The sequence below is a fragment of the Micromonospora sp. WMMB482 genome, assembly GCF_019038635.1.
Lineage (GTDB): Bacteria > Actinomycetota > Actinomycetes > Mycobacteriales > Micromonosporaceae > Micromonospora > Micromonospora marina.
In genome coordinates this window covers 5,978,417-6,000,699 of sequence record NZ_JAHOPD010000020.1, presented here as the reverse complement: position 1 = coordinate 6,000,699, position 22,283 = coordinate 5,978,417, and the positions used below count along the sequence as shown (strand labels likewise).

21 protein-coding genes are annotated in these 22,283 nt (G+C 73.9%); 11 read left to right on the top strand and 10 right to left on the bottom strand.

What is annotated here, in order from left to right:
- The first annotated feature begins 45 nt into the window (after positions 1–45).
- Together KSK32_RS29290 and KSK32_RS29285 are read left to right on the top strand one after the other, a co-directional pair.
- The gene (locus KSK32_RS29290) at positions 46–1,317 is read left to right on the top strand and encodes an ABC transporter substrate-binding protein (protein WP_216934599.1); all 1,272 of its coding nucleotides are present in this window, start codon (positions 46–48) and stop codon (positions 1,315–1,317) included.
- A gap of 95 nt (positions 1,318–1,412) precedes the next feature.
- Positions 1,413–2,039 (top strand): TetR/AcrR family transcriptional regulator, encoded by a 627-nt coding sequence (locus KSK32_RS29285; RefSeq protein ID WP_216934597.1) that lies wholly within the window; start codon positions 1,413–1,415, stop codon positions 2,037–2,039.
- Between the two features lie 47 nt (positions 2,040–2,086).
- Here the strand turns inward: KSK32_RS29285 and KSK32_RS29280 are convergent, their stop codons facing one another.
- The gene (locus KSK32_RS29280; RefSeq protein WP_216934595.1) at positions 2,087–2,503 is read right to left on the bottom strand and encodes a MarR family winged helix-turn-helix transcriptional regulator; all 417 of its coding nucleotides are present in this window, start codon (positions 2,501–2,503) and stop codon (positions 2,087–2,089) included.
- 89 nt (positions 2,504–2,592) lie between these two features.
- On the opposite strand from KSK32_RS29280, the gene KSK32_RS29275 reads away from it, so the two are divergent.
- Positions 2,593–4,374 (top strand): ABC transporter ATP-binding protein, encoded by a 1,782-nt coding sequence (locus tag KSK32_RS29275; RefSeq protein WP_374226756.1) that lies wholly within the window; start codon positions 2,593–2,595, stop codon positions 4,372–4,374.
- Here the strand turns inward: KSK32_RS29275 and KSK32_RS29270 are convergent.
- Positions 4,353–7,220, bottom strand: a complete 2,868-nt coding sequence (locus KSK32_RS29270) for an AAA domain-containing protein (protein WP_216934591.1) — start codon at positions 7,218–7,220, stop codon at positions 4,353–4,355. The two genes, KSK32_RS29275 and KSK32_RS29270, sit on opposite strands and share 22 nt — an antisense overlap.
- A 168-nt stretch (positions 7,221–7,388) precedes the next feature.
- Between KSK32_RS29270 and KSK32_RS29265 the strand changes: the two genes are divergently transcribed.
- Together KSK32_RS29265 and KSK32_RS29260 are read left to right on the top strand one after the other, a co-directional pair.
- The gene (locus KSK32_RS29265) at positions 7,389–7,946 is read left to right on the top strand and encodes a M23 family metallopeptidase (protein ID WP_216934589.1); all 558 of its coding nucleotides are present in this window, start codon (positions 7,389–7,391) and stop codon (positions 7,944–7,946) included.
- Positions 7,947–8,410: 464 nt separating this feature from the next.
- On the top strand, positions 8,411–8,551 hold the full coding sequence (locus KSK32_RS29260; protein ID WP_216934582.1) for a hypothetical protein: 141 nt from the start codon (positions 8,411–8,413) through the stop codon (positions 8,549–8,551).
- A gap of 40 nt (positions 8,552–8,591) precedes the next feature.
- Here the strand turns inward: KSK32_RS29260 and KSK32_RS29255 are convergent, their stop codons facing one another.
- Positions 8,592–9,494 (bottom strand): hypothetical protein, encoded by a 903-nt coding sequence (locus KSK32_RS29255; RefSeq protein WP_216934580.1) that lies wholly within the window; start codon positions 9,492–9,494, stop codon positions 8,592–8,594.
- Positions 9,495–9,811: 317 nt separating this feature from the next.
- On the opposite strand from KSK32_RS29255, the gene KSK32_RS29250 reads away from it, so the two are divergent.
- Positions 9,812–10,357 carry a hypothetical protein gene (locus tag KSK32_RS29250; RefSeq protein WP_216934578.1) on the top strand — a complete coding sequence of 182 codons (546 nt, stop codon included), beginning with the start codon at positions 9,812–9,814 and terminating at the stop codon, positions 10,355–10,357.
- A gap of 57 nt (positions 10,358–10,414) precedes the next feature.
- Here the strand turns inward: KSK32_RS29250 and KSK32_RS29245 are convergent, their stop codons facing one another.
- Genes KSK32_RS29245 through KSK32_RS29235 form a run of 3 tightly spaced genes read right to left on the bottom strand, consistent with a single transcriptional unit; the run spans position 10,415 to position 12,001 of the window.
- Positions 10,415–11,410: an ADP-ribosylglycohydrolase family protein gene (locus KSK32_RS29245; protein WP_216934576.1), complete on the bottom strand. Its 996-nt coding sequence runs from the start codon at positions 11,408–11,410 to the stop codon at positions 10,415–10,417.
- Entirely contained in the window at positions 11,388–11,723 is a 336-nt protein-coding gene (locus KSK32_RS33650) for a hypothetical protein (protein WP_308163751.1), read from the bottom strand. Before KSK32_RS33650 ends, KSK32_RS29245 begins: the two co-directional genes overlap by 23 nt.
- A 2-nt stretch (positions 11,724–11,725) precedes the next feature.
- Entirely contained in the window at positions 11,726–12,001 is a 276-nt protein-coding gene (locus KSK32_RS29235; RefSeq protein ID WP_216934574.1) for a DivIVA domain-containing protein, read from the bottom strand.
- Positions 12,002–12,299: 298 nt separating this feature from the next.
- Here KSK32_RS29235 and KSK32_RS29230 point away from each other — a divergent pair, with 298 nt between their 5' ends.
- The 5 genes from KSK32_RS29230 to KSK32_RS29210 all read left to right on the top strand — a co-directional run bounded on the left by KSK32_RS29230 (position 12,300) and on the right by KSK32_RS29210 (position 17,817).
- Positions 12,300–12,539 (top strand): winged helix-turn-helix domain-containing protein, encoded by a 240-nt coding sequence (locus tag KSK32_RS29230; RefSeq protein WP_064445718.1) that lies wholly within the window; start codon positions 12,300–12,302, stop codon positions 12,537–12,539.
- 58 nt (positions 12,540–12,597) lie between these two features.
- Positions 12,598–13,443: an alpha/beta fold hydrolase gene (locus KSK32_RS29225; RefSeq protein ID WP_216934572.1), complete on the top strand. Its 846-nt coding sequence runs from the start codon at positions 12,598–12,600 to the stop codon at positions 13,441–13,443.
- A 283-nt stretch (positions 13,444–13,726) separates the two neighbouring features.
- Entirely contained in the window at positions 13,727–16,636 is a 2,910-nt protein-coding gene (locus KSK32_RS29220) for a M36 family metallopeptidase (RefSeq protein WP_254187229.1), read from the top strand.
- A gap of 187 nt (positions 16,637–16,823) precedes the next feature.
- Complete coding sequence (locus KSK32_RS29215; RefSeq protein WP_216934569.1) at positions 16,824–17,264, top strand: ribonuclease domain-containing protein; 441 nt, start codon at positions 16,824–16,826, stop codon at positions 17,262–17,264.
- Between the two features lie 43 nt (positions 17,265–17,307).
- Complete coding sequence (locus KSK32_RS29210) at positions 17,308–17,817, top strand: barstar family protein (RefSeq protein WP_216934567.1); 510 nt, start codon at positions 17,308–17,310, stop codon at positions 17,815–17,817.
- A 465-nt stretch (positions 17,818–18,282) separates the two neighbouring features.
- Here the strand turns inward: KSK32_RS29210 and KSK32_RS29205 are convergent, their stop codons facing one another.
- From KSK32_RS29205 to KSK32_RS29190, 4 genes are all read right to left on the bottom strand, one after another.
- Positions 18,283–19,008 (bottom strand): HD domain-containing protein, encoded by a 726-nt coding sequence (locus KSK32_RS29205; protein WP_216934565.1) that lies wholly within the window; start codon positions 19,006–19,008, stop codon positions 18,283–18,285.
- Between the two features lie 7 nt (positions 19,009–19,015).
- The gene (locus KSK32_RS29200; RefSeq protein ID WP_308163750.1) at positions 19,016–19,531 is read right to left on the bottom strand and encodes an ATP-binding protein; all 516 of its coding nucleotides are present in this window, start codon (positions 19,529–19,531) and stop codon (positions 19,016–19,018) included.
- Positions 19,532–19,711: 180 nt separating this feature from the next.
- A complete protein-coding gene (locus KSK32_RS29195; RefSeq protein WP_216934564.1) occupies positions 19,712–21,055 on the bottom strand; it encodes a polysaccharide lyase family 1 protein in 1,344 nt (447 codons plus the stop codon).
- A gap of 28 nt (positions 21,056–21,083) precedes the next feature.
- Positions 21,084–22,250 (bottom strand): Gfo/Idh/MocA family protein, encoded by a 1,167-nt coding sequence (locus KSK32_RS29190; protein WP_216934562.1) that lies wholly within the window; start codon positions 22,248–22,250, stop codon positions 21,084–21,086.
- Positions 22,251–22,283: the final 33 nt, after the last annotated feature.

The window sequence follows — 22,283 nt, the reverse complement described above, 5'->3', positions numbered from 1 at the left end:
CCGGTTCCACCCACCGTTCGCACCGTCGCACCGGATTGGAGAACCATGCGCCCCACCACCCGCCGCGTTCTCGCGGCCGCCGCCGGCCTGGCCCTGCTGGCCGCGTTGCCGGCCTGCGCCGACGACGAGAAGCAGGCCGCCGAGAACGTCCCCGGCGTCAGCGACTCCGAGGTCGTCATCGGCACCCACCAACCGCTCACCGGACCGGCCGCGCCCGGCTACTCGAAGATCTCCGCCGCCACGAAGGCGTACTTCGAGCACGTCAACAGCAAGGGGGGCGTCCACGGCCGGAAGATCGTCTACAAGGTCATGGACGACGGCTACAACCCCGCCAACACCGAGAACGTGGTCCGCAAGCTGGTGCTCGACGACAAGGTCTTCGCGCTGCTCGGCGGGCTGGGCACGCCGACGCACACGAACGTGCTGGAGTTCATAAAGACGCAGAAGGTGCCGGACCTGTTCGTCGCCTCCGGCAGCCGCAACTGGAACCAGCCGGACAAGTACCCGACGACGTTCGGCTGGCAGCCCGACTACACGGTCGAGGGCAAGATCCTGGCCAGCTACGTCAAGCGGGAGTTCCCCGGCGCGAAGGTCTGCCACTTCGGGCAGAACGACGACTTCGGGCGGGACTCGCTGGCCGGCGTCGAGCAGGTCCTCGGCCCGGTCGCGGCGAAGCAGACGTACACCACCACCAACCAGCAGGTCGGCCCGGCGATCGGCGCGCTGCGTGCGGCCGGCTGCCAGGTCGTCATCTCGGCGTCCATCCCCGGCTTCACCGCGCTGGCCATGGGCCAGGCCGCCGGGCAGGGCTTCAAGGCGCAGTGGGTGGTGTCGAACGTGGGCGCCGACTACACCACGCTGGCCGCCCAGCTCGGCGACAAGAAGGTGATCCTCGAAGGCCTGGTGGCCGACAACTACCTGCCGAACGTGAGCGACACCGCGAATCCGTGGATCCAGGAGTTCACCAAGATCCACCAGAGGTACAACGCGGGCAACCCGGTCGACGGCAACGCGATCTACGGCTACTCGATGGCGTACACGTTCGTCCAGGCGATGCTCGCCGCCGGGCCCGACCCCACCCGGGAGAAGCTGGTCGAGGCCGTGCGCAAGGGCGGCTTCCGCGGGCCGGGCCTGGTCCCCTTCCGGTACGCCGAGGGCGTGCACGCCGGCTACGGCGGTGTCCGGCTGACCAAGGTGACAAACGGCGTGCAGGCGTACTTCGGTCCCGCGTACACCACCGACGACGGTGACGGCGCGGTCACCGAGTTCACCGAGCCGCCGACGGACCCGCCGGCGGACGCCGTGCCGACGTCCTGACCACGGCGCTGTCGCCGGGTGGCCGGGTGCCGGCCGCCCGGCGGCACGCACGTAGAGTGGCCGCCGGCAGACGAGCAACAGGAGATTCCGTACCCATGATCGAGGTGGAGACCGACCCGCCGGAGCGGGTGGACGGCCGGGCGGCGCGGGCCGAGCGGACCCGGGCCGCGATCGTGGAGGCGCACCTGACCCTGATCGACTCCGGTGACCTGCGGCCCACCGGGGAACGGATCGCCGACCGGGCCGGGGTGTCGCTGCGCACGCTCTGGACCAACTTCAAGGACATGGAGACGCTGTTCGGCGCGACCGGGCGGCGGGTCGGCGAGCGTCAGGCGGCGCTGTGGCGTCCGGTGCCACCGGACCTGCCGCTGACCGCCCGGATCGCCGCGTTCTGCGACCAGCGCGCCCGGCTGCTGGAGGTGCTTGCGCCCTCGGCCCGCGCGTCGGCGCTGCGGGAGCCGTTCTCCCCGCAGTTGCGCCGCAACCGGGAGGCGGCCATCGCCCGGGTGCGCCAGGAGATCGAGTCGGTGTTCGCCCCGGAACTGGCCCACGCCGGGCCGGACCGCGAGCAGTTGCTCGACGCGCTCACGGTGGCCGGCACCTGGTCGGCGTGGTCGATGATGCGCGACTCGATGGCGCTCGACGTCGACGCCGCCCGCGCGGTGATGGCCCGTACGCTCGGCGCGCTGCTGGTCGACGCGATCGCCGCCGGCCTGCGCTGAGCGCCCGCGGCGGCCGGCGGCCGCCTCGGCCCCGCCGGCCGCCGCGCTCAGTCCTCGCGCAGCAGGCGCAGGATCCGGGCCAGCTCGCCCTGGTCGTCCGGTGAGAGCGCGCCGAAGAACCGCTCCGCCTCGGTGGCCCGGGCCTGCCGGATCGCCGTGCCCACCCGCTCGCCCTCGGCAGTCGGCGCGACCAGCGTGGCCCGCCGGTCGCCCGGGTCGGGCCGCCGCTGCGCCAGGCCCCGCTCCTGCAACCCGTCGACCACCTCGGTGGCCGAGCGCGGGGCGATGCGCAGGTGCTCGGCGAGCGCGCCGGGGCGCAGCGCGCCGTGGCGGATCAGCACGCCGAGCGCCCGCGCCTGCCCCGGGCTGATGTCCCACGGTTGAAGCGCGCGCTTGGTCTGGTGCCGCAGCCGGCGGGTCACCGCCCAGAACGCCTCGGCCAGGCTCTCGTCGCTGCCGTTCACGGGGAATACGGTAACAGCCTTTCGTGTTGCTCCCTCATGTTGAGGTAACCTCAGTATCGTCCCCCACACGAGGAGCACAGTTGGACCGCATCCCCGACGGCCGCCGTGACGGCCGAACCGTTTCCCCCGCCGAGAAGGCCCAGGCCCGTGAGGTGTCCCTGCGCCGGATCGGCCGCCTCTTCGCCGCCCACCGCGGCCCGCTCGCCACCGTGGTGGCGATCATCGTGGCGTCCTCGATCATCGCGATGGCCACGCCGTTCCTCCTGCGTACGGTGATCGACCGGGCCCTGCCCGAGCGTGACCTGACGCTGCTGGCCTGGCTGGTCGCGGGCATGGTCGCGGTCGCCGCCGTGACCGCCGTGCTCGGCGTCGCCCAGACGTGGATCTCCACCCGCGTCGGCCAGGAGGTCATGCACCGGCTGCGCGCCGACGTCTTCGCCCACCTCCAGCGGCAGTCGATCGGCTTCTTCGTGCGCACCCGCACCGGCGAGGTCCAGTCGCGCATCACCAACGACATCGGCGGCATGCAGGCGGTGGTCACCTCCACCGCCACCTCGATCGCCGCCAACCTCACCACAGTCGTGGCCACCACCATCGCCATGCTGGCGCTGAGCTGGCGCCTCACCCTCGTCTCGGCGGTCGTCCTGCCGCCCGCGCTCTGGCTCACCCGCCGGGTCGCCCGGCTGCGCCGGGAGATCACCGCCCAGCGCCAGCGCGAACTGGCCGATCTCACCGTGACCATCGAGGAGGGGCTGTCGGTCAGCGGCGTACGGCTGGCCAAGACGCTCGGCACCGGCCCGGCCCTGGTCGACCGGTTCACCGCCTCCTCGGCCCGCCTGGTCGACCTGGAACTGCGCTCCGAGCTGGCCGGACGCTGGCGGATGGCCGCCATGAGCATCGTCTTCGCCGCCATCCCCGCGGTGATCTACCTCGGCGCCGGGCTGCCCGGCACCGCAGGCACGCTCACCATCGGCACGCTCGTCGCGTTCACCGCGCTCCAGGGCAACCTGTTCCGGCCGCTGATGGGCCTGCTCAACGTCGGTGTCACGCTCACCGCGTCGCTGGCGCTGTTCGCCCGCATCTTCGAATACCTCGACCTGCCCGTCGAGGTCGCCGAACCGGCCCGCCCGGTCCCGCTGGACCCGGCCACCGCCCGCGGCCACCTGCGGATCGAGGACGTCACCTTCAGCTACCCGGGCAGCGACACCGCCGCCCTCGCGGGCGTCAGCCTGGACGTCCCCGCCGGCACCAGCCTGGCCCTGGTGGGGGAGACCGGCTCCGGCAAGAGCACGCTCGCCGCGCTGATCAGCCGGCTGCACGACCCGGACGCCGGCCGCGTCACCATCGACGGGATCGACCTGCGCGACCTGCGCCCGGCCGACCTGGCCGCCGTCGTCGGCGTGGTCAGCCAGGAGACGTACCTGCTGCACGGCACCGTGCGGGACAACCTTCGGTACGCGCGCCCGGACGCCACCGACGCCGAGATCGAGGCCGCCGCCCGCGCCGCCCGCATCCACGACCTCGTCACCGCGCTGCCCGACGGGTACGACACCATGGTCGGCTCGCGCGGCCACCGGTTCTCCGGCGGCGAGCAGCAGCGCCTGGCGATCGCCCGGACGCTGCTGCGCGACCCGCGGATCCTGGTGCTGGACGAGGCGACCAGCGCGCTGGACACCGAGACCGAACGCGCGGTCCAGCGGGCGCTGGACGAGCTGGCCCGGGGCCGCACCGTGGTGACCATCGCGCACCGGCTCTCCACGGTCCGCGACGCCGACCGGATCGCGGTGCTCGACCACGGCCGGATCGTCGAGTCGGGCACCCACGACGCGCTGCTGGACCGGCGCGGGCGTTACGCCGCCCTGGTCGGCTGAGCGCCGGCCCCGGCGGCGCCGATGCGGCACGCCAGCTCCAGGGCGGCCCGGATCGGGTCCTCCGCCCAGCGGCTGGCGAACGCCTCGTACAGCCGCCACCCGGCCCGGAGTAACGTGCGCTGCCGTTCCAGGTGCGCCGCCACCCCGTCCGGGTGCACCGCGCAGATCACCCCGACCGCGTCGGCGTCCGCGCCCACGCAGAGGTCGACGCGCCAGCGGCCCACCGGATAGCCGGGTCGCACCGGCAGCCCGAGCCGGCGCAGCTCCTGGGCCAGCCCGGCGGTCCAGCCCGTCACCGGCTCCGCCTCCGGCGCCGCCGGTGGCCGGTCCGCGTAGGCCAGGAAGTCACCCACCAGGCCCTTCGGCGAGCGTAGCGAGGTGACCACCGTCAGCCGCTGGCGTGCCCGGGTCACGAGTACGTTGAACAGGTTCGGCCCGGCTGCGAACCGGTGCCGCGACGGCGAGTCGCCGTCCACCAGCCCGAGCGACGCGATCACCACGTCCGCCTCGCTGCCCTGGAACGCGTGCACGGTGCCCGACCGCAGGCCGAGACGCTCGATCTCGTCGACGTCGTACGCGGCCAGCAGCGCCGCCTCCACCGCGTCCGCCTGTGCGCGGAACGGGCTGACCACAGCGATGCCGCCCGCCGGGGGATCGGCGGCGACCCGCCGGACGAGGTCGATGACGGCGGCGACCTCGCCCTGGTTGACGCCGTCGGCGACGCTCGCACCCTCGACGGTCACCACGTCGATGACGTCGGCGCGCTCGTTGCGCGGATGCCGGGTGACCAGTTCCAGCCGATCGCCGTAGAACCGGCGCGCGGAGAACCCGATCAGGTGCGGCAGGGACCGGTGGTGTTCGCCCAGCCAGGTGACCGGGGCGGCGCCGGTGGCCACGTCGAAGGCGCTGGACCGGCGGACGTCGAGCCGGTCGCCGAAGCGTTCCAGACCGTGCCGGCGCAGGGTGGTGGCGACGTCCACGTCGGCCACGAACGACACGAACCGTAGCTGCCGGGGGTCGCCGGCCACCAGCGCCCGCCGGGCCCGGGCCAGTGCCGGCGCGGCCCGCAACTGGTCGATGTGCGCCGCCTCGTCGAGCACCACCAGGTCGAACATCCCCGGCATCGGCGGCAGCAGGTCCTCGACGTCGGTGACCGTGCCCACCCACAGCGGCAGCGCCCGTACCAGCGCCTGGGCGTCCAGCCCGGCGAGCAGTTCGCGGCGGCGGTTGCGTCCGGCCCGCAGCGCGGCGGCGAGGCCCCCGGTGGCACGCCGCGCCGCGTCGCTCCACCGGTGGGTGCTCGTCGCCCGGTGACGCATCGCCGTGCCCACGGCCTCGGCGAGCGCTGCTTCCGCAGTCGTCAGGGCACGCCAGGAGGGGGTCAGGTCGGTGCCGCCGGTGGCGGCGAGCCGCGCCGCCGCCCGGACCGCGCTCGCCGCCTCCAGCGCGGTCCGCAACCGCTCCACGGATACGTCGCCGCCGCTGAGCCGGCGCAACCGCTTCCCGGCCCGGGACCGCCGCCAGTGCCGCCACCAGCCGCCGCCGGCCGCTGTCGTCGCCGTCAGCGCGGACCGGACCGCGTCCAGGTCGGTGTCCGGGTCGAACAGGCGGGGGAGATCCCGGCTCAGGGCGGGCAGCAACGGTTGCCAGCCGGGCAGCGCGGCGGCCCGGCGCTCCTGGTCGAGGGCGGCGGCGATCCCGTCCGCCAGGGCCGTCACCCGGGCGCGGGCGGCAGCCACGGCGGCGTCGGCGTCGCGCAGCGTGGCGTCGTCCGTCCCGGCGGCCGCGCCACCGGCCAGGTCGGCGGCGATGGTCTCGCGGCGTTCGGCGTCGCCGAACAAAACGGGCGCCGGACCGCTGTGCCGGCGCAGCAGTTCGCCGAGCACGTCGGCGGCGTGCACCGACTGGGTGGCCACGAGCACCGACCCACCCCGGTCCACGGCGTCCAGCGCGGCGGCGACCAGGGCGTGGCTCTTGCCGTTGCCGGGTGCGCCCGAGACGACCACGACCGGCTCGGCCCGGGTACGCCGCACCACGTCGCGCTGGGCCGGACTCAACGGCAGGGGCGACAGCACCTCGGCCTCGGCGTCGTCGCCCACGCCGCTGGTGTCCCGCCCGCCTTGGCCGAAGCGCCGGCCGCTCTCGTCGCCCCGGCTAGTGGGGTCGCCCGGGGCGGCGGCGTCGCCCGGGGTGGAGTCGCGCGGGCCGGTGTAGAGCCGGCTCAGCGCCGTGTCGGCCAGTCCGGGCCGGGCCGCCCAGGCGAGCAGCGTGTCGCGTAGCCGGCCCGCCAGCACGTCGCGGGTGGTGAAGAGCGCCGCGGCCGTGACGCCGACCAGCCGCTCCTCGTCGATACGGCGGGGCGGTCGCGCCTGCACCGTCGTGAGCTTCAGGCCGGCGGCCTCGGCGGCGGCGGTGATCCACGCCTTCGTGCCGGACGCGCCGAGCCAGCCGGGCCCGGCGAGCCCCGGGGCGGCCTCCAGCCGGCCGGCGAGGTTCCGGTCCTCTATAAGCGAGGTCAGTTCCAGGTCCCCGGCGGGCACGATCCGGTAGCTGCGGCTGGTGCGTTCCAGGCGTACCGGCTGGGCCAGCAACGGCACGCGGACCCGCCGGCGGCTGCCGTCGAGGTCGGCCGCGCCGACGACGAACGCCAGACCCCGGCGCAGGATCCGCTGGTCGCGGTGCAGCGCGTCCAGGGCGGCCAGCCGGTCCAGCCGGGCGTCGCGCGGCGCGCGGTCGGGCCCGGGCAGCCAGATCAGCGGCCGGCCGGCGCCGGAGACGTCGAAGGCCCGCTCGGCGCCGGCCGGAGCCAGGTCGGCGAGCGCGGTGAGGATCTTGGCCGCCTCCATCGCCCGCGATTCTGCCGTACGGGGGCCCGGCCCGGGGGCCACCGGTAGCGCCGGCGGCGCGGGGACGTAGGAAACCTTTGCCCATACATTCATCCCGGTAGCCATTCACCCGACCGGATGCCCGTCCTAGCATCGATATGCATCGTTGTTAACCGAAGAGGAGGGTCCATGTCCCTGGCGTTCACCGCCGCCCGGCTGCGTGTGTCAGCCGTGCTCACCGTCGCTGTCGCCGCCGGGGCGATGCTGGGCGTGCAGCCCGCGCAGGCCGCCCGGCCGGGCTTCCGGATGCCGTTCCTGTGCGGCCAGACCTGGCAGGGCAACAACTGGAACGGGCACAGCCCGGCCCACGCCATCGACTGGAACCACTACGACGCCAACGGCAGTCCCGACGACCTCGGCCGCCGGACGGTCGCCAGCGCCGCCGGCACCGTGCTGGAGTCGTACTACTCCACCACCTCCGGCTACGGGAACACCATCGTCATCGGGCACGGCGACGGCTGGCGCACCCGGTACGCCCACCTCGACTCGCGCGCGGTGGCCAAGGGCGACACCGTGAAGCGCGGCGACGTCATCGGCCGGGTCGGCGCGACGTCGGCGAAGTACGACCTCAGCCCGCACCTGCACTACGAGCAGATCCACAACGGCAGCGTGGTGGTGGCTGTCGTCCAGGGCGTCACCTGGTCCGACGGGCTGAAGCGCAACCAGAAGAGCACGAACGGCTGCTGACCCGGGACGCCGGCCCCGGTGCGAGAACCGGATCTGCAAGACGTGATTTGCAGAGCGCCAATGGGGTGGAGTGGGGCGGTGCGCAGCGGAGTTCAGGCTCAGGTGCCGGTGCTGAAACGTCGGCGACGCCGACGCGGCCGGGCGGTTCTACGCCGGCCCCCGCCACGCTCTATCTCCACGTCGACGACGTCGCCGCGACCACCGAACGCCTCGTCGCGGCCGGTCACCCGGTCGACCACGTGCCCGGCGGCGAGGCCCGCACCGTCGACCCCGACGGCACACGATCCTGTTCGCCCGCTCGCTGCCCGCCCCACAGGCCGAGCCGGACGGGCGGTCCACGCCGGTCCGCCCAGGTCGCCGCCCGGCGCGACGGTGCCCCCGGGCACTGCCGGAGCGGCGGACCACGAGGCGAGCCCTGCGCCGAGCCGGCCGAGGTCAAGCTCGCCGACTCGTGGGGCGACACGGTGTGGGGCTGTCTGACCCTAACCGACGAGGCGCTCGGCAACGCGCGCGGCGCGTTCCTGGCCACCGAGGACAGCACCGGGCTCGCCGCGTACCTGGCCGCCCGGCAGGCCCGCCCCGACGCGGCCGCCGTCGCGGGCTGACGCCGCCGCCGGCCCGGCGGGCGTCACGCCTGGGAGGGCCCTAGATCGCCGGCGGCTCCGGCTCGCCGGGGCGGGGCCGCTGTCCGGGGGCCGGACGCGGCGCAGGCGGGGGGAGCAGCGGCTCCAACGGGGTGAACGACTCCACCGGCCCGCCCGGCCGCGATCCACGCCGCGCCCGTCCCGCCTCGCCCGGCATGCCTCGCGCGTCTCGTGTCGCGCCCGTCGGCTCGCGCCCGTCGGCCGACGGTGCCGTGGCGGCCGGCTCGCCGTCCTTGCCCGCGCGCGTCGCCGCCGGCCGTTCACGGCGGTCGCGTTCCTCGGCGTGCTCGGCGCGGCGGCGGGCCAGGTCGCGCTCGCACTCCAGCGCGATGCGCTGCTCCCAGTACGGCTGGAGCAGCCTGCGCACCCGCTCGTCCAGGTGCACCGTGACGTCCGGCTCGCAGGCGAACGTCACCTCGCCGCGCGCGTACGTCCACGGTGCCGGGTCGTCGTCGGCGAGCGCCGCGGTCAGCGCGGCGTGCAGATCGCGCGGGCGGTGCGGTGGCACCTCCGCCGCGCACCGGACGGCCAGCCGGTGCAGGCGCTGCGCGGCCTGCTGCTGGAAGTAGTCCACGTACCAGCCGAACAGCTCCGGTCGGGCTGAGTCCGACGACCACGTGTAGGTGGCCCGGACCAGGAACACGTACACCTGGCCCTGCGCCGGCACCGCGAGCGGCTCCGGGACGCGCCGGTCGACTGTGGTCACCGGGGTCGCCGGCTCCTCGCTCCACCAGAGCTGGCGCAGCGTCGGTTGCGCGCCGTCCCAGAACCGCCGGGTCCGCACGCGTGCCGCCTCGCCCAGCGCCTTCGCCCGTCCGGCCCACCGCCTTCGGCGGCTGGCCACCGGCGCGCCGGGCTTCGGCCGGCCGCCGGCCGGCTCGGGCCCCTCCGGCACCGCGGTCATCGCACCCCCTCCATGCCGGATCGCAGCACCGCGTCCCGCGGCGTCACCGGGACGCGCGGGCCGTCGGGCGAGGGATGGCCGGACCGCCGTGCGGTCCGCGAACCACGCTAACAACCCCGACCGGTGTACGCGCGCAGCCGCGCATCGGGTGTTGACCGATCGGACGATCCGCGCCGTAGTCCTATCCGTGGGACTCGGAGCGGGTTCGGTCCCGTCCACGGGACCGACCATCCAGACTCGATCGGCACACCTTGATCCGTGATCGAAGCGCTTCGTAGCGTGAGGCTCCGCGATCCTTCGGGGGAGGACCACAACGCATGGGCGTAGACGCTCGACACGCCGCCGGCCGGACCGTGCAGTACCTGCGGTCCCTCGCCGAGCGGCAGTACGACCGGGTCTGGACCCCTGACTTCCTGCACCTCACCCCGGACGTGCAGGGCTTCGCCGTGTTCCACCGCGGCGGCCTGGTGCTGGTCTACGGCGCGGTGTCGCCGGACGACCCGGCCCGCTGGGTCTTCCGGATGACGTGCGTGGCCGGTGCCGACGTGCCGGACATCTCCGGGGCGATGGCCTGGGCGAACATCAGGAACCGGCTGGCCGAGGCCGGGCGCTACTACTGTGTCGTGAAGGCCGACCAGAGCGCCTGCCACGTGGTGTTCGTGCTCGACGTGCGCAGCCCGCTGCTCGGCGACGTCACGGCCCCGGACGCGCAGGCGGCGCGGGAACTGCTGCACTTCTCGCTCGCGGTGTGCGTGCACAACGCCGTGGCGGACTTCCGCGACCTGGCGTCGTATCTGCCGGCGCGGCCGTTGGCGCCGACCGAGATCGACGCCTGGACCCTGTTCGCCGGCACGCAGGACTGACGGGTGTCCGCGGACCGGGTGAGACCGCTGCCGTACTCGGCCCCGCTGCGGGCTCCGTCACCAACCGGGATAGCGATCCCACCAGTCCGGATCACTCCCGTCGGTGTACCCGGTGCCTGACGGTCGGTCGACGAACTCGGCGAGCAGGTCGCGTGCCAGCACATCGGCGACCCAGGCCAGTTCCAGCCGGGACACCAGTCCAACCGGGAGAGCGTTCACGCCGTGCCGCGCGCCGAGCAGGGCTCCTGCGGTCGCTGCCGCATGCCGACCGTGCGGTGCGGAGGCGGCGAACAACAGAGCGTCGCGCACGTGCGCCCGCTCGGGGAAGGAGAGGACGACGTACACGGCTCCCGCGAGCGCTGACAGCGCCCGGCTGTCAGGAACGAGCCGCGCCAGCATCGCCGGGTCGCGCGGATGCGCAAGAGCTGTTTGTGCGGCCTCGGCGAGCGGCCGTCCGGTCAGCACCTGGAGGAAGCTCTGACATTCCCGTTGCGCCCGCTCCACCGCCTCATCGGGTTCACGGCCGGCTGCCATCGTTTTGATCATCGTTGCACCGAGCGCGGCGGCGTCCACCGCCTCGGAACCATGCGTGGTGGCCGCCACCTCCGCAGCGAACCGACCGGGCTCCGGATGCCACCACTCGATCAGGCCGGCGGGCAGGGTGCGGGTGAGCCCGTGCGCCCCCAGGCTGGTCCAGACATGGTCGTCGGGATCCAGCACCGGCCGGGCCTGCAGGGCGGACACGGTGGCCGGGGCGGACCCCCGGCGAACACCCAGTGCGGGGACCTGTGCAAGCCAGCCGTCCGGCCAGTTCTCGTCCCGCCAAGGTCTGATCCCAGGGATGCCCTGCACCGATGCCCAGCGCGTGTAGGCGTGCCACACGACGCTGGGCGGATGGCAGATGCCCTTGTGTGATCCCCGGACATCGGCGCGGATGATGCCCTCGACGGTGAAGCAGGCGAGTTGGCCGGCGCTCGTCGCCCGTAACGGGCCTTCGGCCGGCAGATGGCCGCCGGTCACGCCCACCGCGTCACCGAGCATCAGCCCGAGCATGCACCCCCTCGCCGTGGCGAGCTGCTCTGCCGTCACCCTGGTCATTCCGAGCAGCATAGGGGCGGGCGGCGCGAGCACGACCCGGCGTCCGGATGCCGTCGTGCCGGTGCAGGCCGGTCGTCTGCACGAAGATCTCCCGCTTCGCGGTGGCGACGCCCCGACGGTTGAGCACGTAGCCGGTCAGCCAGATCCAGTGGGTGTGCGGCACCTCTGGGCCGACCGACACGACCCGGAACGTCAGCGCCCGGCCGCCGTCGAACTGCACCGACGCGCGACCGTCGACCCGCAGGAGATCGCCGGGTTGCGGGCGCACCGCTACCAGTGACCGTCGTTCGGCGGGCGGCACTCCCGCGCGTGCATGGTCTGCCAGTCCCGCAGGGCGCGCTTCAGCCGGTCGTTCTCCTGCGCGAGCAGGCGTACCCGCCGGTGCAGGTCGGTCAGCTCGTCGGCGACCCGGGCCTGGAACTCGCGTACCTGATGAGGGTCGACGCCTCGCCTGCGTGCGTCGAAGGCGTGCGTGCGCACCTCGTGCGGGGTCAGCCGGGCCGGTGTACCGGTCAGGTAGAGCCGGCCGGATCGATGCGGCGTCATCTCGGTCCTTCCAGGAACAGGGGACAGTGCGGTGGGTCTGGAAGGGCGGGTCGTCCGCACTCCGGCCGCGGACGACCCGCCCGCTCCGCCGCCGCAGCCCAGGTCGGCGGTACGGAGGCGGAGCAGTCCGGAGGGTCGGGACGGGTACGCGCACCCGCCCCGACCGGGGGATGGGCCGAACTCGTTGCCACGCGAGGATCGGCCCGGAATCAACTTATCTAGACATGTCAGATGAGTCAACGCTGCTTGTTAGGCGAGTCGCGGTGTGATCGAATCGGATCGCCACGCGAGGAGTGCCATGCGAGAAGTGCCGGATTACTGGCGCATCGCCGACGATGTGATCGCCGACGTCAGGGGAAAGAAGCTGAAGCCGGGGGACAAGCTGCCCTCGATCGCTGAGCTACGCGATCGCTACGACGTCAGTCATGGAACCGTGCAGATGGCGTATGCGCGTCTCGAAGCGTTGCGGGTGATCCGGCGGCAGCAGGGCAAGGGTGTCTTCGTGACCGATCCGAAGACCTGGATGAGAGAGCCGTAACCGGCGTCAGCCTGTCAGGCCCCACCCGTCCGGCGCGCGACTCGCCATACTGTCGGCGATGAGTGCGGACGTTCGTACCGATGACGACTGCCACCTGTGGGCGGACGAGGCCGGCGCCGGGGCTGCGGTGGTGCTCTGTCACGGTGGTCCGGGCCTTTGGGACTACCTCGGGCCGGTCGCCCGGCTGCTCGACGGGCACGCCCGTGTCATCCGGTGGGACCAACGTGGTTGCGGGCGCTCCCAGCGGCGCGGTCCGTACTCGATCGGCCGCTTCGTCGCGGACCTCGACGCGGTACGCGAACACCTGGCCGGACCGCGGACGGCCCTGCTGGGCCACTCGTGGGGCGCGCACCTGGCGCTGCGGTACGCGATCGAACACCCGGAGCGGGTCAGTCACCTGATCTACGTGTCCGGCACCGGCATCGATCCCGGACGCGCGTGGCATCCGCACTACGAACGGAATCTCCGGCGGCGGCTCGGGCGGCATCTGGACCGGTGGGAGGCGCTGGGCGCGCGGGACCGCACCCCGGCGGAGGAACGCGAACGTGCCGTTCTCCAGTGGTCGGCCGACTTCGCCGACCCCGATGCCGCCGTGACGCACGCCGAGGACATGGCCACGCCGTGGCTGGGCATCAACCACGACTGCAACCGGGCCGTCAACGTCGAGGTCAAGCAGGAACTCCGTACATCAGGGATCGCGGCGCGGTGCCGGACGCTCGACCCGCCCGTGCTGATCATCGACGGTCCCGAGGACATCCGTCCTCGCTGGAGTGTCGACTCGCTGGAGGAGGTGCTGCCGAACTGCGAGCGGGTCAGCCTCCCCGGATGCGGTCATCTGCCGTGGGTCGAGAATCCGCACGACTTCCGCCGGGTTGTGACCACCTTCCTCGAGGCGGCGATGTGAGCCGGCTTCCCTCCGGCTCGGCATGCTGCCGAACTGGGGAGATCTTGGTACGAAAGGGCCCTCATGGGGGCCGTTTCCTACCAAGATCTGTGTCTCGTTTGGTGGGACATGAGTCTCGAAACTGCTCGGCCGGAGCGGCGGCGGGCGCTCACCGAGAGATTAATGAATCAGCATTTATGGATGTTCGGATGGTGTCGGACGGTTGATCGTCCTGGTCGGATGGCGGAACGGACATCGCCGTTCGACGATGACAGGAGGGACCGTGCGCACACCATCCCGTGCGTTGACGGGGACCACCGCGCTGCTGCTGGCAGCCGGTCTGGTCCTGACCGCCGCAGGCGGCGGCCAGGCGGCACCCCGGGAACAGACCCGTACCCAGGCGCCACCCGACCACCTGCCGGGCGACCGGCACGACACCAAGGCCACTGACAACCGTAAGGGCCGCGTCGCCGCCAGCGACCGGCAGCGCGACCGGGCCGCCGCGCTCGGCGCGCGCGTGCGCTGGACCGACTTCGGTACGCCCGCCACGCTCACCTCGACCGGCAAGCCGCTCGCCACCGGGCTGCCCGCCGACCCGGCCGCCGCCGCGCGCGCGTACGTCGCCGCGAACCGGGACGTGCTGGGGCTGACCGCCGAGGGCGCCGCCGCGCTGGAACTGCTGACGGTGGCGCCGATGGGGCAGGGCGCGACGGTCCTGTTCCGGCAGCGCTTCGGCGACCTGCCGGCCGCCGTCGACGGCATGCTGTCGGTCGGCGTACGCGACGGAGCGGTGTGGCACGTCAGCTCCTCGCTCGCCCGCGACGCCGGTACGCCGGCTCCGGCCACGATCAGCGCCGAGCAGGCCCGCAGGGCCGCCGTCGCCGACGCCGGCCGGGCCGACGCGCAGGTCGTACGTACCTCCTTGGTCGCGGTGCCCACCGCGGACCGTGGGCCGCGCGCGGCGTGGGAGGTGGTCCTGGGCGCGGACACCACCGGCGCGGACCCGGTCGCCTACTCCACCTACGTGGACGCCCGTGACGGCGCCGTGCTGGTCCGCGAGAACCTGATCGACCACGACGCCGACCACCCCTCGTGGGAGGTCTTCCCGAACTCGCCGCGGGTCGACAAGTCCTCCGTCGACACCCGCAAGCGGTGGTGCGCCGTGCCGGCGCGCGGCTGCGCCGAGGTGGTGGGCGTTCCCGGTCACCCGGCGTGGGACGTGGACCCGGCCACCGGGCAGTCCACCACCACGACCAAGGGCAACAACGCGATCGCGGTGCAGAACTGGTACAGCAATGACCCGTTCAGCGTCGGCACCGAGACGGCGACGCCCCGCGCGGACCGCAGGTACGCGTACCCGTGGACGAACCAGTGGCACGAGCAGCGCTGCAACCCGGAGGTCTTCACCTCACCGCAGGCCAACGACATCGACGCGGCGCGGGCGAACCTGTTCGCGATGCACAACCGGATGCACGACTGGACCTACCACCTCGGGTTCACCGAGGAGACCTGGAACATGCAGCAGGACAACCTCGGCCGCGGCGGGCTCGGTAACGACCCGGAGCAGGGCAACGCCCAGGCCGGTGGCGTCAGCGGCGGTCCGCCCACGTTCGCGGCCCGCAACAACGCCAACCAGATCACCCCGCCGGACGGCGTCGCCCCGACCACCAACATGTACCTGTGGCAGCCCATGGCGGGCTCGTTCTACGCGCCCTGCGTCGACGGCGACTTCGACATGTCGGTGATCGCCCACGAGTACGGCCACGCGGTCACCAACCGCATGATCGCCGGCCCGAGCGCCGGGGTCAGCTCGCCGCAGGGCATGAGCGAGAGCTGGTCGGACCAGCTCGCCATGGAGTACCTGTTCGAACACGGGTACGCCGCACCCGGCCGGCGCGGCTTCACCATCGGTGAGTACACCACCGGGGATCCGAAGGCGGGCATCCGCAACTACAACATGAGCGACAGCCCGCTCAACTACAGCTCGGTCGACTACGACCTCGCCGGCCTCCAGGTGCACGCCTCCGGCGAGTTGTGGAGCGCCACCAACACCGACATCCGCGCGGCGATGATGCGCCGCTGGGGCAGCGGCACCCCGGCCGTCCAGAAGGCGTGCGCGACCGGCGCCCGCGACGTGACCGCCTGCCCGGGCAACCGGCGCTGGATCCAGCTGGTCTTCGACTCGTTCCTGCTGATGTCGGTCAGCCAGGTCAGCATGGTCGACGCCCGGGACGCGATGCTCGCCGCCGACCGGATCCGGTTCGGCGGGGCCAACCAGGACCTGCTGTGGAACGCGTTCGCCGGGCGCGGCCTCGGTGAGACCGCGGCCAGCGTCGGCCACACCGATCCCGACCCCACGCCGGGCTTCACCTCGCCGTACGCGCGGGAGGGCGCGCTGCGGTTCCTGCCGGTCGGCGAGCGCGGGCCGGTCGCCGGCGCGCAGCTGTTCGTCGGGCGCTACCAGGCCCGTGCGGTGCCGGTGGCGGACACCGACGCGGCCACCCCGCTCACCGACCGGGTGGACCTGGTGCCCGGCACGTACGAGTTCGTGGTGCGGGCGCCCGGCTACGGCCACACCCGGATCGGTCCGGTGAAGGTCAAGGCGGGCCAGAACCGGACGCTGGCGGTGTCGTTGCGACCCAACCTGGCCTCGGCCGCGGCGGGTGCGGCGGTCACCGGCGACGGGATCAACCTGCCGCAGATCGCCGACGAGGACGAGGCCACCAACTGGGCCTCGCTCGGCGCGCCGGTCGCCGGCCGGCAGGTCACCGTCGACCTGGCCGGTGGCGTCCAGCAGGTACGCCGGGTGCAGGTGAGCGCCATGCTGCGCCCGGCGGTGGCCGGTGACGCGGACGCCGGCACCCAGAGCCGGTACTCCGCGGTGCGGCAGTTCCGGGTCCTGGCGTGCACCGCGACCGGGCCGGTGACCTGCGCGGACGCGGCGGACTTCCGCCCGGTCTACACCAGCCGGCCGGACGCGTTCCCGGCTGTGGCGCCGCGTCCCCGGGCGCCCGAGCTGATCATGCGGTCGTTCGACATCCCGCGTACCAAGGCTACGCACCTGCGCGTCGAGGTGCTGACCAACCAGTGCACGGGCGCGCCGGACTACGCCGGTGAGCAGGACGACGACCCGCGGGCGGCGACCGACTGCGCCACTGCCAGCCCGCAGGCGCAGAACGTGCGGATCGCCGAGTTCCAGGCGTTCGTGCGCTGATCCACGCGGCGGGTGCGGACGGGCGGCTCGGGTCGTCCGTCCGCACCCGCCATCGCGTGTTCACCCGGGATTCGGGGCGTCGTCGCCGGATCGGGGCTGTACCGCGGGCAGGATCCTCGACAGACTGAGCGGCAACCAGCCAACGATGCTGATCGATGTCCGGCCTGGCCCGCTCAAGGAGGATGCCTTGACCCCGTTCCGCGCCGGCGTCACCCGCGTACGCCGCGCTCTCGCCGCGTCCGCCCTGGTCACCGCCGTGGCCGCCGCCGCGCTCGTCGCACCGTCCACGGTGTCCACGCGCCTCGCCGAGCCCGCGGCGGCCGCCGTGTACGGCTCCTGCACGCAGTCCCGCTGCGCCGACGCGCGCACCGCCCGATCCGGCTGGTCGGCCAAGAGCTTCCCGACCAGCCGCGGCTGGTACTCGTGGAGCGGCGGCCGGTGCAACTTCGCCGGCGGCCGGTTCTACAACTACGAGGGACAGCTGCCCTCCGGCGCCACCTACCACGAGTACGACGTCTACCCGCGCGCCTGCAACGCCTCCCGGGACGCGTACCGGATCGTGGTCGACAAGAGCACCGGGGCGACCTGGTTCTCGCCCGACCACTACGCCAACTTCTACCGGCTCTGAGCAGCCTCGGCGCCGGCCGGCGCCGTCGGGAAAGGACGGATCCATGGGCGCGGCGTCCCCGCAGGTACCGGCCTGGCTCGTGTACGACGGCGCGCCGCCCGAGCCGGACGGCGGCGCGGCCGTACCGGGCTCGGGCGGTGACCCGCGGTCGGGTGGCGGGGTGCTGCCTGGTGGCGGGGTGCTGCCTGGCGGCGTGCTGATTTCCGGCCCGCAGGCGCGTACCCGGGCCGGGCTGCACGAGGCGCTGGCCGGGGCGCTGGAACTACCCGGCTGGTACGGCCGCAACTGGGACGCCCTCGCCGACGCGTTCGCCGACCGCCTCGACGCCGGCCCGCTGACAGTGGTCGTGGCCGACGCGGCGGACCTGCTCGCCGACGAGCCGCCCGCCCAGCTCGGCACGCTGCTCGACGTGCTCGGCGCGGTCGCCGCCGGTGGTCACGAGACGCTCCGGGTGGTGCTGCGCGACCACCCGGACCGGCTGCGCGCCCTGCGTGACCGCGTCGCCGCCGTACTCGGCGGGCGGGTGGGCGCCCCGCCTCCCGCAACCGGCTGACCGGGGTGCCGTTTCGCCGCCATCTCCCCGAAGCGGCGACCTCATGCGGTGAGCATGGCCGCCAGCTCGGCGAGGTGGCGGGGTCCGCTGGGTGAGGATGCCGCCACTTCCCCGTGATGGCGGGCCGATCGCCAGTTCGGGGAGGTGGTGGGGTCCGGTGGGGAGGGATGCCGCCACTTCGCCGTAGTGGCGAGCCGGGCGTCAGTTCGGGGTGGTGGCGTGGGCGTCGCCAGTTCGGGGGAGTGGCGGGGTCCGCTGGGTGAGGTTGTCGCCACTTCGCCGTAGTGGCGAGCCGTGCGCCAGCCTGGGGAGTGGCGGGCCCGGTGGGTGGGGATGCGGCCACCTCGGGGTGGTGGGCCGGGCGCCGGTTCGGGGAAGTGGCGAAGGTGAGGGTGAGTGCGAGCCGGGTGGTGAGGGCGCGGGTCGCGTCGGCGGTCCGGGCGGGACATGCCGGACCGGGTGGGGTCAGGCGGGCGGGTCGAGGATGGCGCTGAAGCGCTCCTCGGCCAGGTCCAGCTGGGCGAGGATGTGCTGCTTGACCGGCGGGGACAGCGGCGTGTCCGGCCGGGCGACCAGGTCACGGAAGACCGGCACCAGGGGGCGGTACTTGGTGGCGGCGCGGGTCACCTTGGGCCCCACTGTGTGGATCACGCCCACGCCGTTGTCGGTGAAGTCGGACACCTTGATCACCCGCGCCCAGGGCTCCCGTTCCAGGCTGGCCGCCACGTGCTCCCGGTACTGCTCGTCGCGGTCGCGACCCGGGTCGTACGCCGGGTTGGTGACGGCCGCGACCAGCCGGGCGACCCGCGCCCCGAACCGGTCGGACAGCGCGGTGAGCGCCGCCGGGGTCGCGTCCGCCGCGGAATCGGGATCGAGTCCGGCCAGCTCGGCCGGGTGGTCCTCGACCGCGTCGTGCAGCAGCCCGGCGACGATCACGTCCACGTCCCGCACCTGGTAGTGGTGCATCAGCCGGATCGCCACCCGCAGCAGGTGGTTCAGGTACGGCTCGCGTACCCGCCGGTCGTCGCGGTGCAGCTCGGCGGCCAGGTCGAGCGCCTCGGTCAGCCGGTCGCGGGCGGTCTCGTCGAACGCCTCGATCTCCAGCCGGAACCGGGCCAGCAGGCCGGGCTCACCGTGGATCTCGGTGATCGCGTGCATCGGCATGGTGGCCAGGTACGCGGGGAACTCCATGCGTCCCTTATAGCTGATCTTCGCTAGATCCGGCGCCCGCCGGGCCGCTCACGTCGCCGGTCAGGTGCTTGACCAGGCGTACGCAGGTGCCCTCCGGCGTGCCGACGATGGTGGCCTCGTCCATCACCCGCGCCATGATCAGCCGCCCGCGCCCCCGGTCGCCGCTCTCGTCGCCGTCGGCCGCGCGCCAGCCGCCCTGGTCGCGTACCTCGATCTCCAGCCGGTCGCCGCGCAGCTCGGCCCGCAGCGTGGTGATGCCCTCCCGGGCGAAGCGGTAGCCGTGCTCGATCGCGTTGGCGCACGCCTCCCCGGTGGCGATGAGGACGGTGTCGACGTCCCACTCGCTCACACCCCGGGCGTGCAGCCAGCCGCGCAGCCGTTCCCGGGTGTCGGCGAGCCGGGCCGGGTCGGCCGGCAGGTCGATGGTGAGGACCGGGCCGACGTCGCCGGATGTCCCACCCGTCACGTCCGGCCCTCCGTCCCGTGCCCGTCCCCGGACCTGGGCGCCCACTCGCGCTGTCACCGCCTGATTCTCACCCTGTTGTCCCCGGTGGCCGCCGTTTCATTCCCCCGGCGGCGGTGTCCGTCAAACGTGATCATTGCGCATCGGGGGCGGCGTGTCAGCCGGCGGGCCGGTGACGGCGCCGGGCCGGCCTCCCCAGGGGGACGCCGGCCCGGTCGCCTCAGTGGGCTCCGGTGTAGGTCAGAGCGGTAGCCGGCCGGCGCCCGCCCAGGCGTCCACGACGAACGGGACCACCGGGGTCGGCAGCGGCCGGGAGGCGCGCAGCGTGGGCGTCCATCCGGCGTCGCCGCCGAGGTCGGGGTCGTGGGCGGCGTTGTACGCGGCGAGCAGGTCCACCGGCCGGGGCAGCCGGTCACCCTGCCGGACCCAGCTGCCCCGCTCGGTGAGCGCGGTGCCGCCCCAGTCGTACAGCAGGTCAGCGGGGGTGGTGTCGCCGGTGAGCGTGAAGAAGTTGTTCTCCGCGTACAGGGCGGACTGCACGCCGACGCCGAGGGCGTACGCGAAGCCGGGCCCGCCGAGCCGGTAGTGGTTCTCGTGCACGTCGACCTGACCGAACCGGACCCGGGGCAGCCGTTGCAGCGTGCCGTCGAACAGGTTGTGCCGCACGGTGACGTTGAGCCGGCCCACGTCCGGGCCGACGGTGTTGGACGAGCCGATCAGCATCACCTTGTCCCGGCCGGTGAACCGGTTCCAGGAGACGGTGACCAGGCTGGCCGTGTGCGTGACGTCCAGCGAGCCGTCGTGCACCTGCCAGGGCCGGCCGAAGTAGACGGGCTGGGCGCTGTCCGGGTTGTCGCCGTCGGTGAACGTGTTGTGGTCGATCCACACGTGTTCGCTGCGCCGCACGGAGATCTGGTCGTACTGGGAGTTCCAGTTGCCGGTGTCGCCGTCGGTGGGGGACCAGGCCGGGAAGCAGTCCCGGGCGTCGGCGAACTCGATGTTGCGCACGATCACGTTGTCGACCCGGTCGATCATCAGCGTCAGGCCGGTGAGCCGCGCGCCGCGCAGCCCGACGATCGTGGTGTTGGAGCCGACGTTGATCTGGGTCTGCCGGGTCTGGTTGGCCACCGACCGCACGCGCGCGGCCTCCAGCGGTCCGCTCGGGGGCACGCGGCCCCAGGTCGCCGGGTCGTACGCGGCCAGGTAGGCGGGCAGCGAGTACTCCGGGTCGGCCAGGTCCGCGCAGTCCAGCGGGGTGCCGTCCGGGCCTTCGAAACCGTCGACGGTCCCGGCCACGTACACGATCTTCCCGGTGGCGTCGGTGGCGTTCGTGGCGTTGTCACCGCCGAGCGCGTCGACCAGTTCGGCGCGGGTCCGCACGACGCGTACCCGGTCCGGCGCGGCGGCCGATCCGCCGGTGGTGCCGGTGCCGGCGGCGGCCCAGCCGTCGTGCGCGGGAAGGGCCTGGCGGCCGATCCGCTCGGCGGCCCGGGACGGCTTGCCGGGTGCGGCCGGTGCGGGCGCGGCGGTGGTGAGGACGAGCGCGGCGGTCAGCGCCGCGACGACTGCGGTTCGGGTACGCATGACTCGTTCCGTTCTCCTGAAGGGATGTTCACTGCACTGGCAGGTCCACCACGTACGGGCGGACCGCCCACGGCACGCCCGCCTCGGACGGCAGCGCACCGGTCTCCGCGGCGGCCCGCAGCACCGCGCCGACGCCCCGCACCATCCGCAGCCGCTGCGGGCCGTCGCCCGCCTCGCGCACCAGGTCCCCGTCGAGCAGCGTCGGAACGGGTGCGTCCCGCAGCGCGTCCAGCACCGCGGTGAACGGCTCGGTACGCGCCAGCGGCGCGATCAGCGGCGTGCCGTCCGCGCGGTGGTCGAGCAGGTTCGCCAGCAGCCCCCGGCGGCCGGGCACCGGGCGCGGCGCGTCGTCGCCGGGTAGCCGCAACCGGTCGGTCGGGTACTCCAGCACCGCCCGTCCCCGTTCCCCGGTGACCAGCACCTCCCCGGGGACGTGTTCCTCGGCGGCGAGGGTGAGCGCGGCCAGCACGGGCGGCCCGGCGTGCGGGGTCAGCCGCAGCACGGTGGTGTCGTCCACCTCGATCGGACGGACGCGGTAGCGCTCCACCTCGATCCGGGCGGGGCGTACCGGCGCGCCGGTGACCGACTCGGCGACGGCGAGGCACTGCATCAGCGCGTGCGCGAGCGGGTTGGCGAGCGCGCCGTCCAGCGCCGGGCGGCCGTCGACGGTGCGCCGCCCGGCCCAGGGGGAGCGGGCGTAGTAGGCGTCCGGGCGTTGCCAGGCGGCGAGCGTGGCGATGCCGGTGACCGGGCCGAGCCGCCCGAGCGCGCCGGTCAGCTCGGCCAGCGCGGCCGAGCCGAGCGCCTGGAAGTTGACCTGCACGGCCCGGCCGGCGGCGGCCGCGGCGGCGGCGAGCATCAGGTGCTCGGCGAGGTCGAGCACGGGCGGCTTCTCCAGCAGCAGGTCCGCCCCGGCGGCGAGCACGTCGAGCGCGATCGGCAGGTGCGTGTGCGGGGGCGTGCAGATCACCACCACGTCGGGGCGGGCGGCGGCCAGCATGGTCCGGTGGTCGGTGAGGACGGCCGCCTCCGGCGGGACGGGCGCCTCCGGCTCGGCCTCCAGCGGGCGCACGTCGACCAGGGCGACCAGGCGTGCCCGCCCGGCCGCGTGCAGCCCGGCGATGGTCCGCCGGTGCCAGCGGCCGTGCCCGTTCGCCCCGATCAGCGCCACCCGCGGCGGGTCGCCGCCGCTCACCGGCCACCCCCGGCCGGTCGCCGCCCGCCGGGC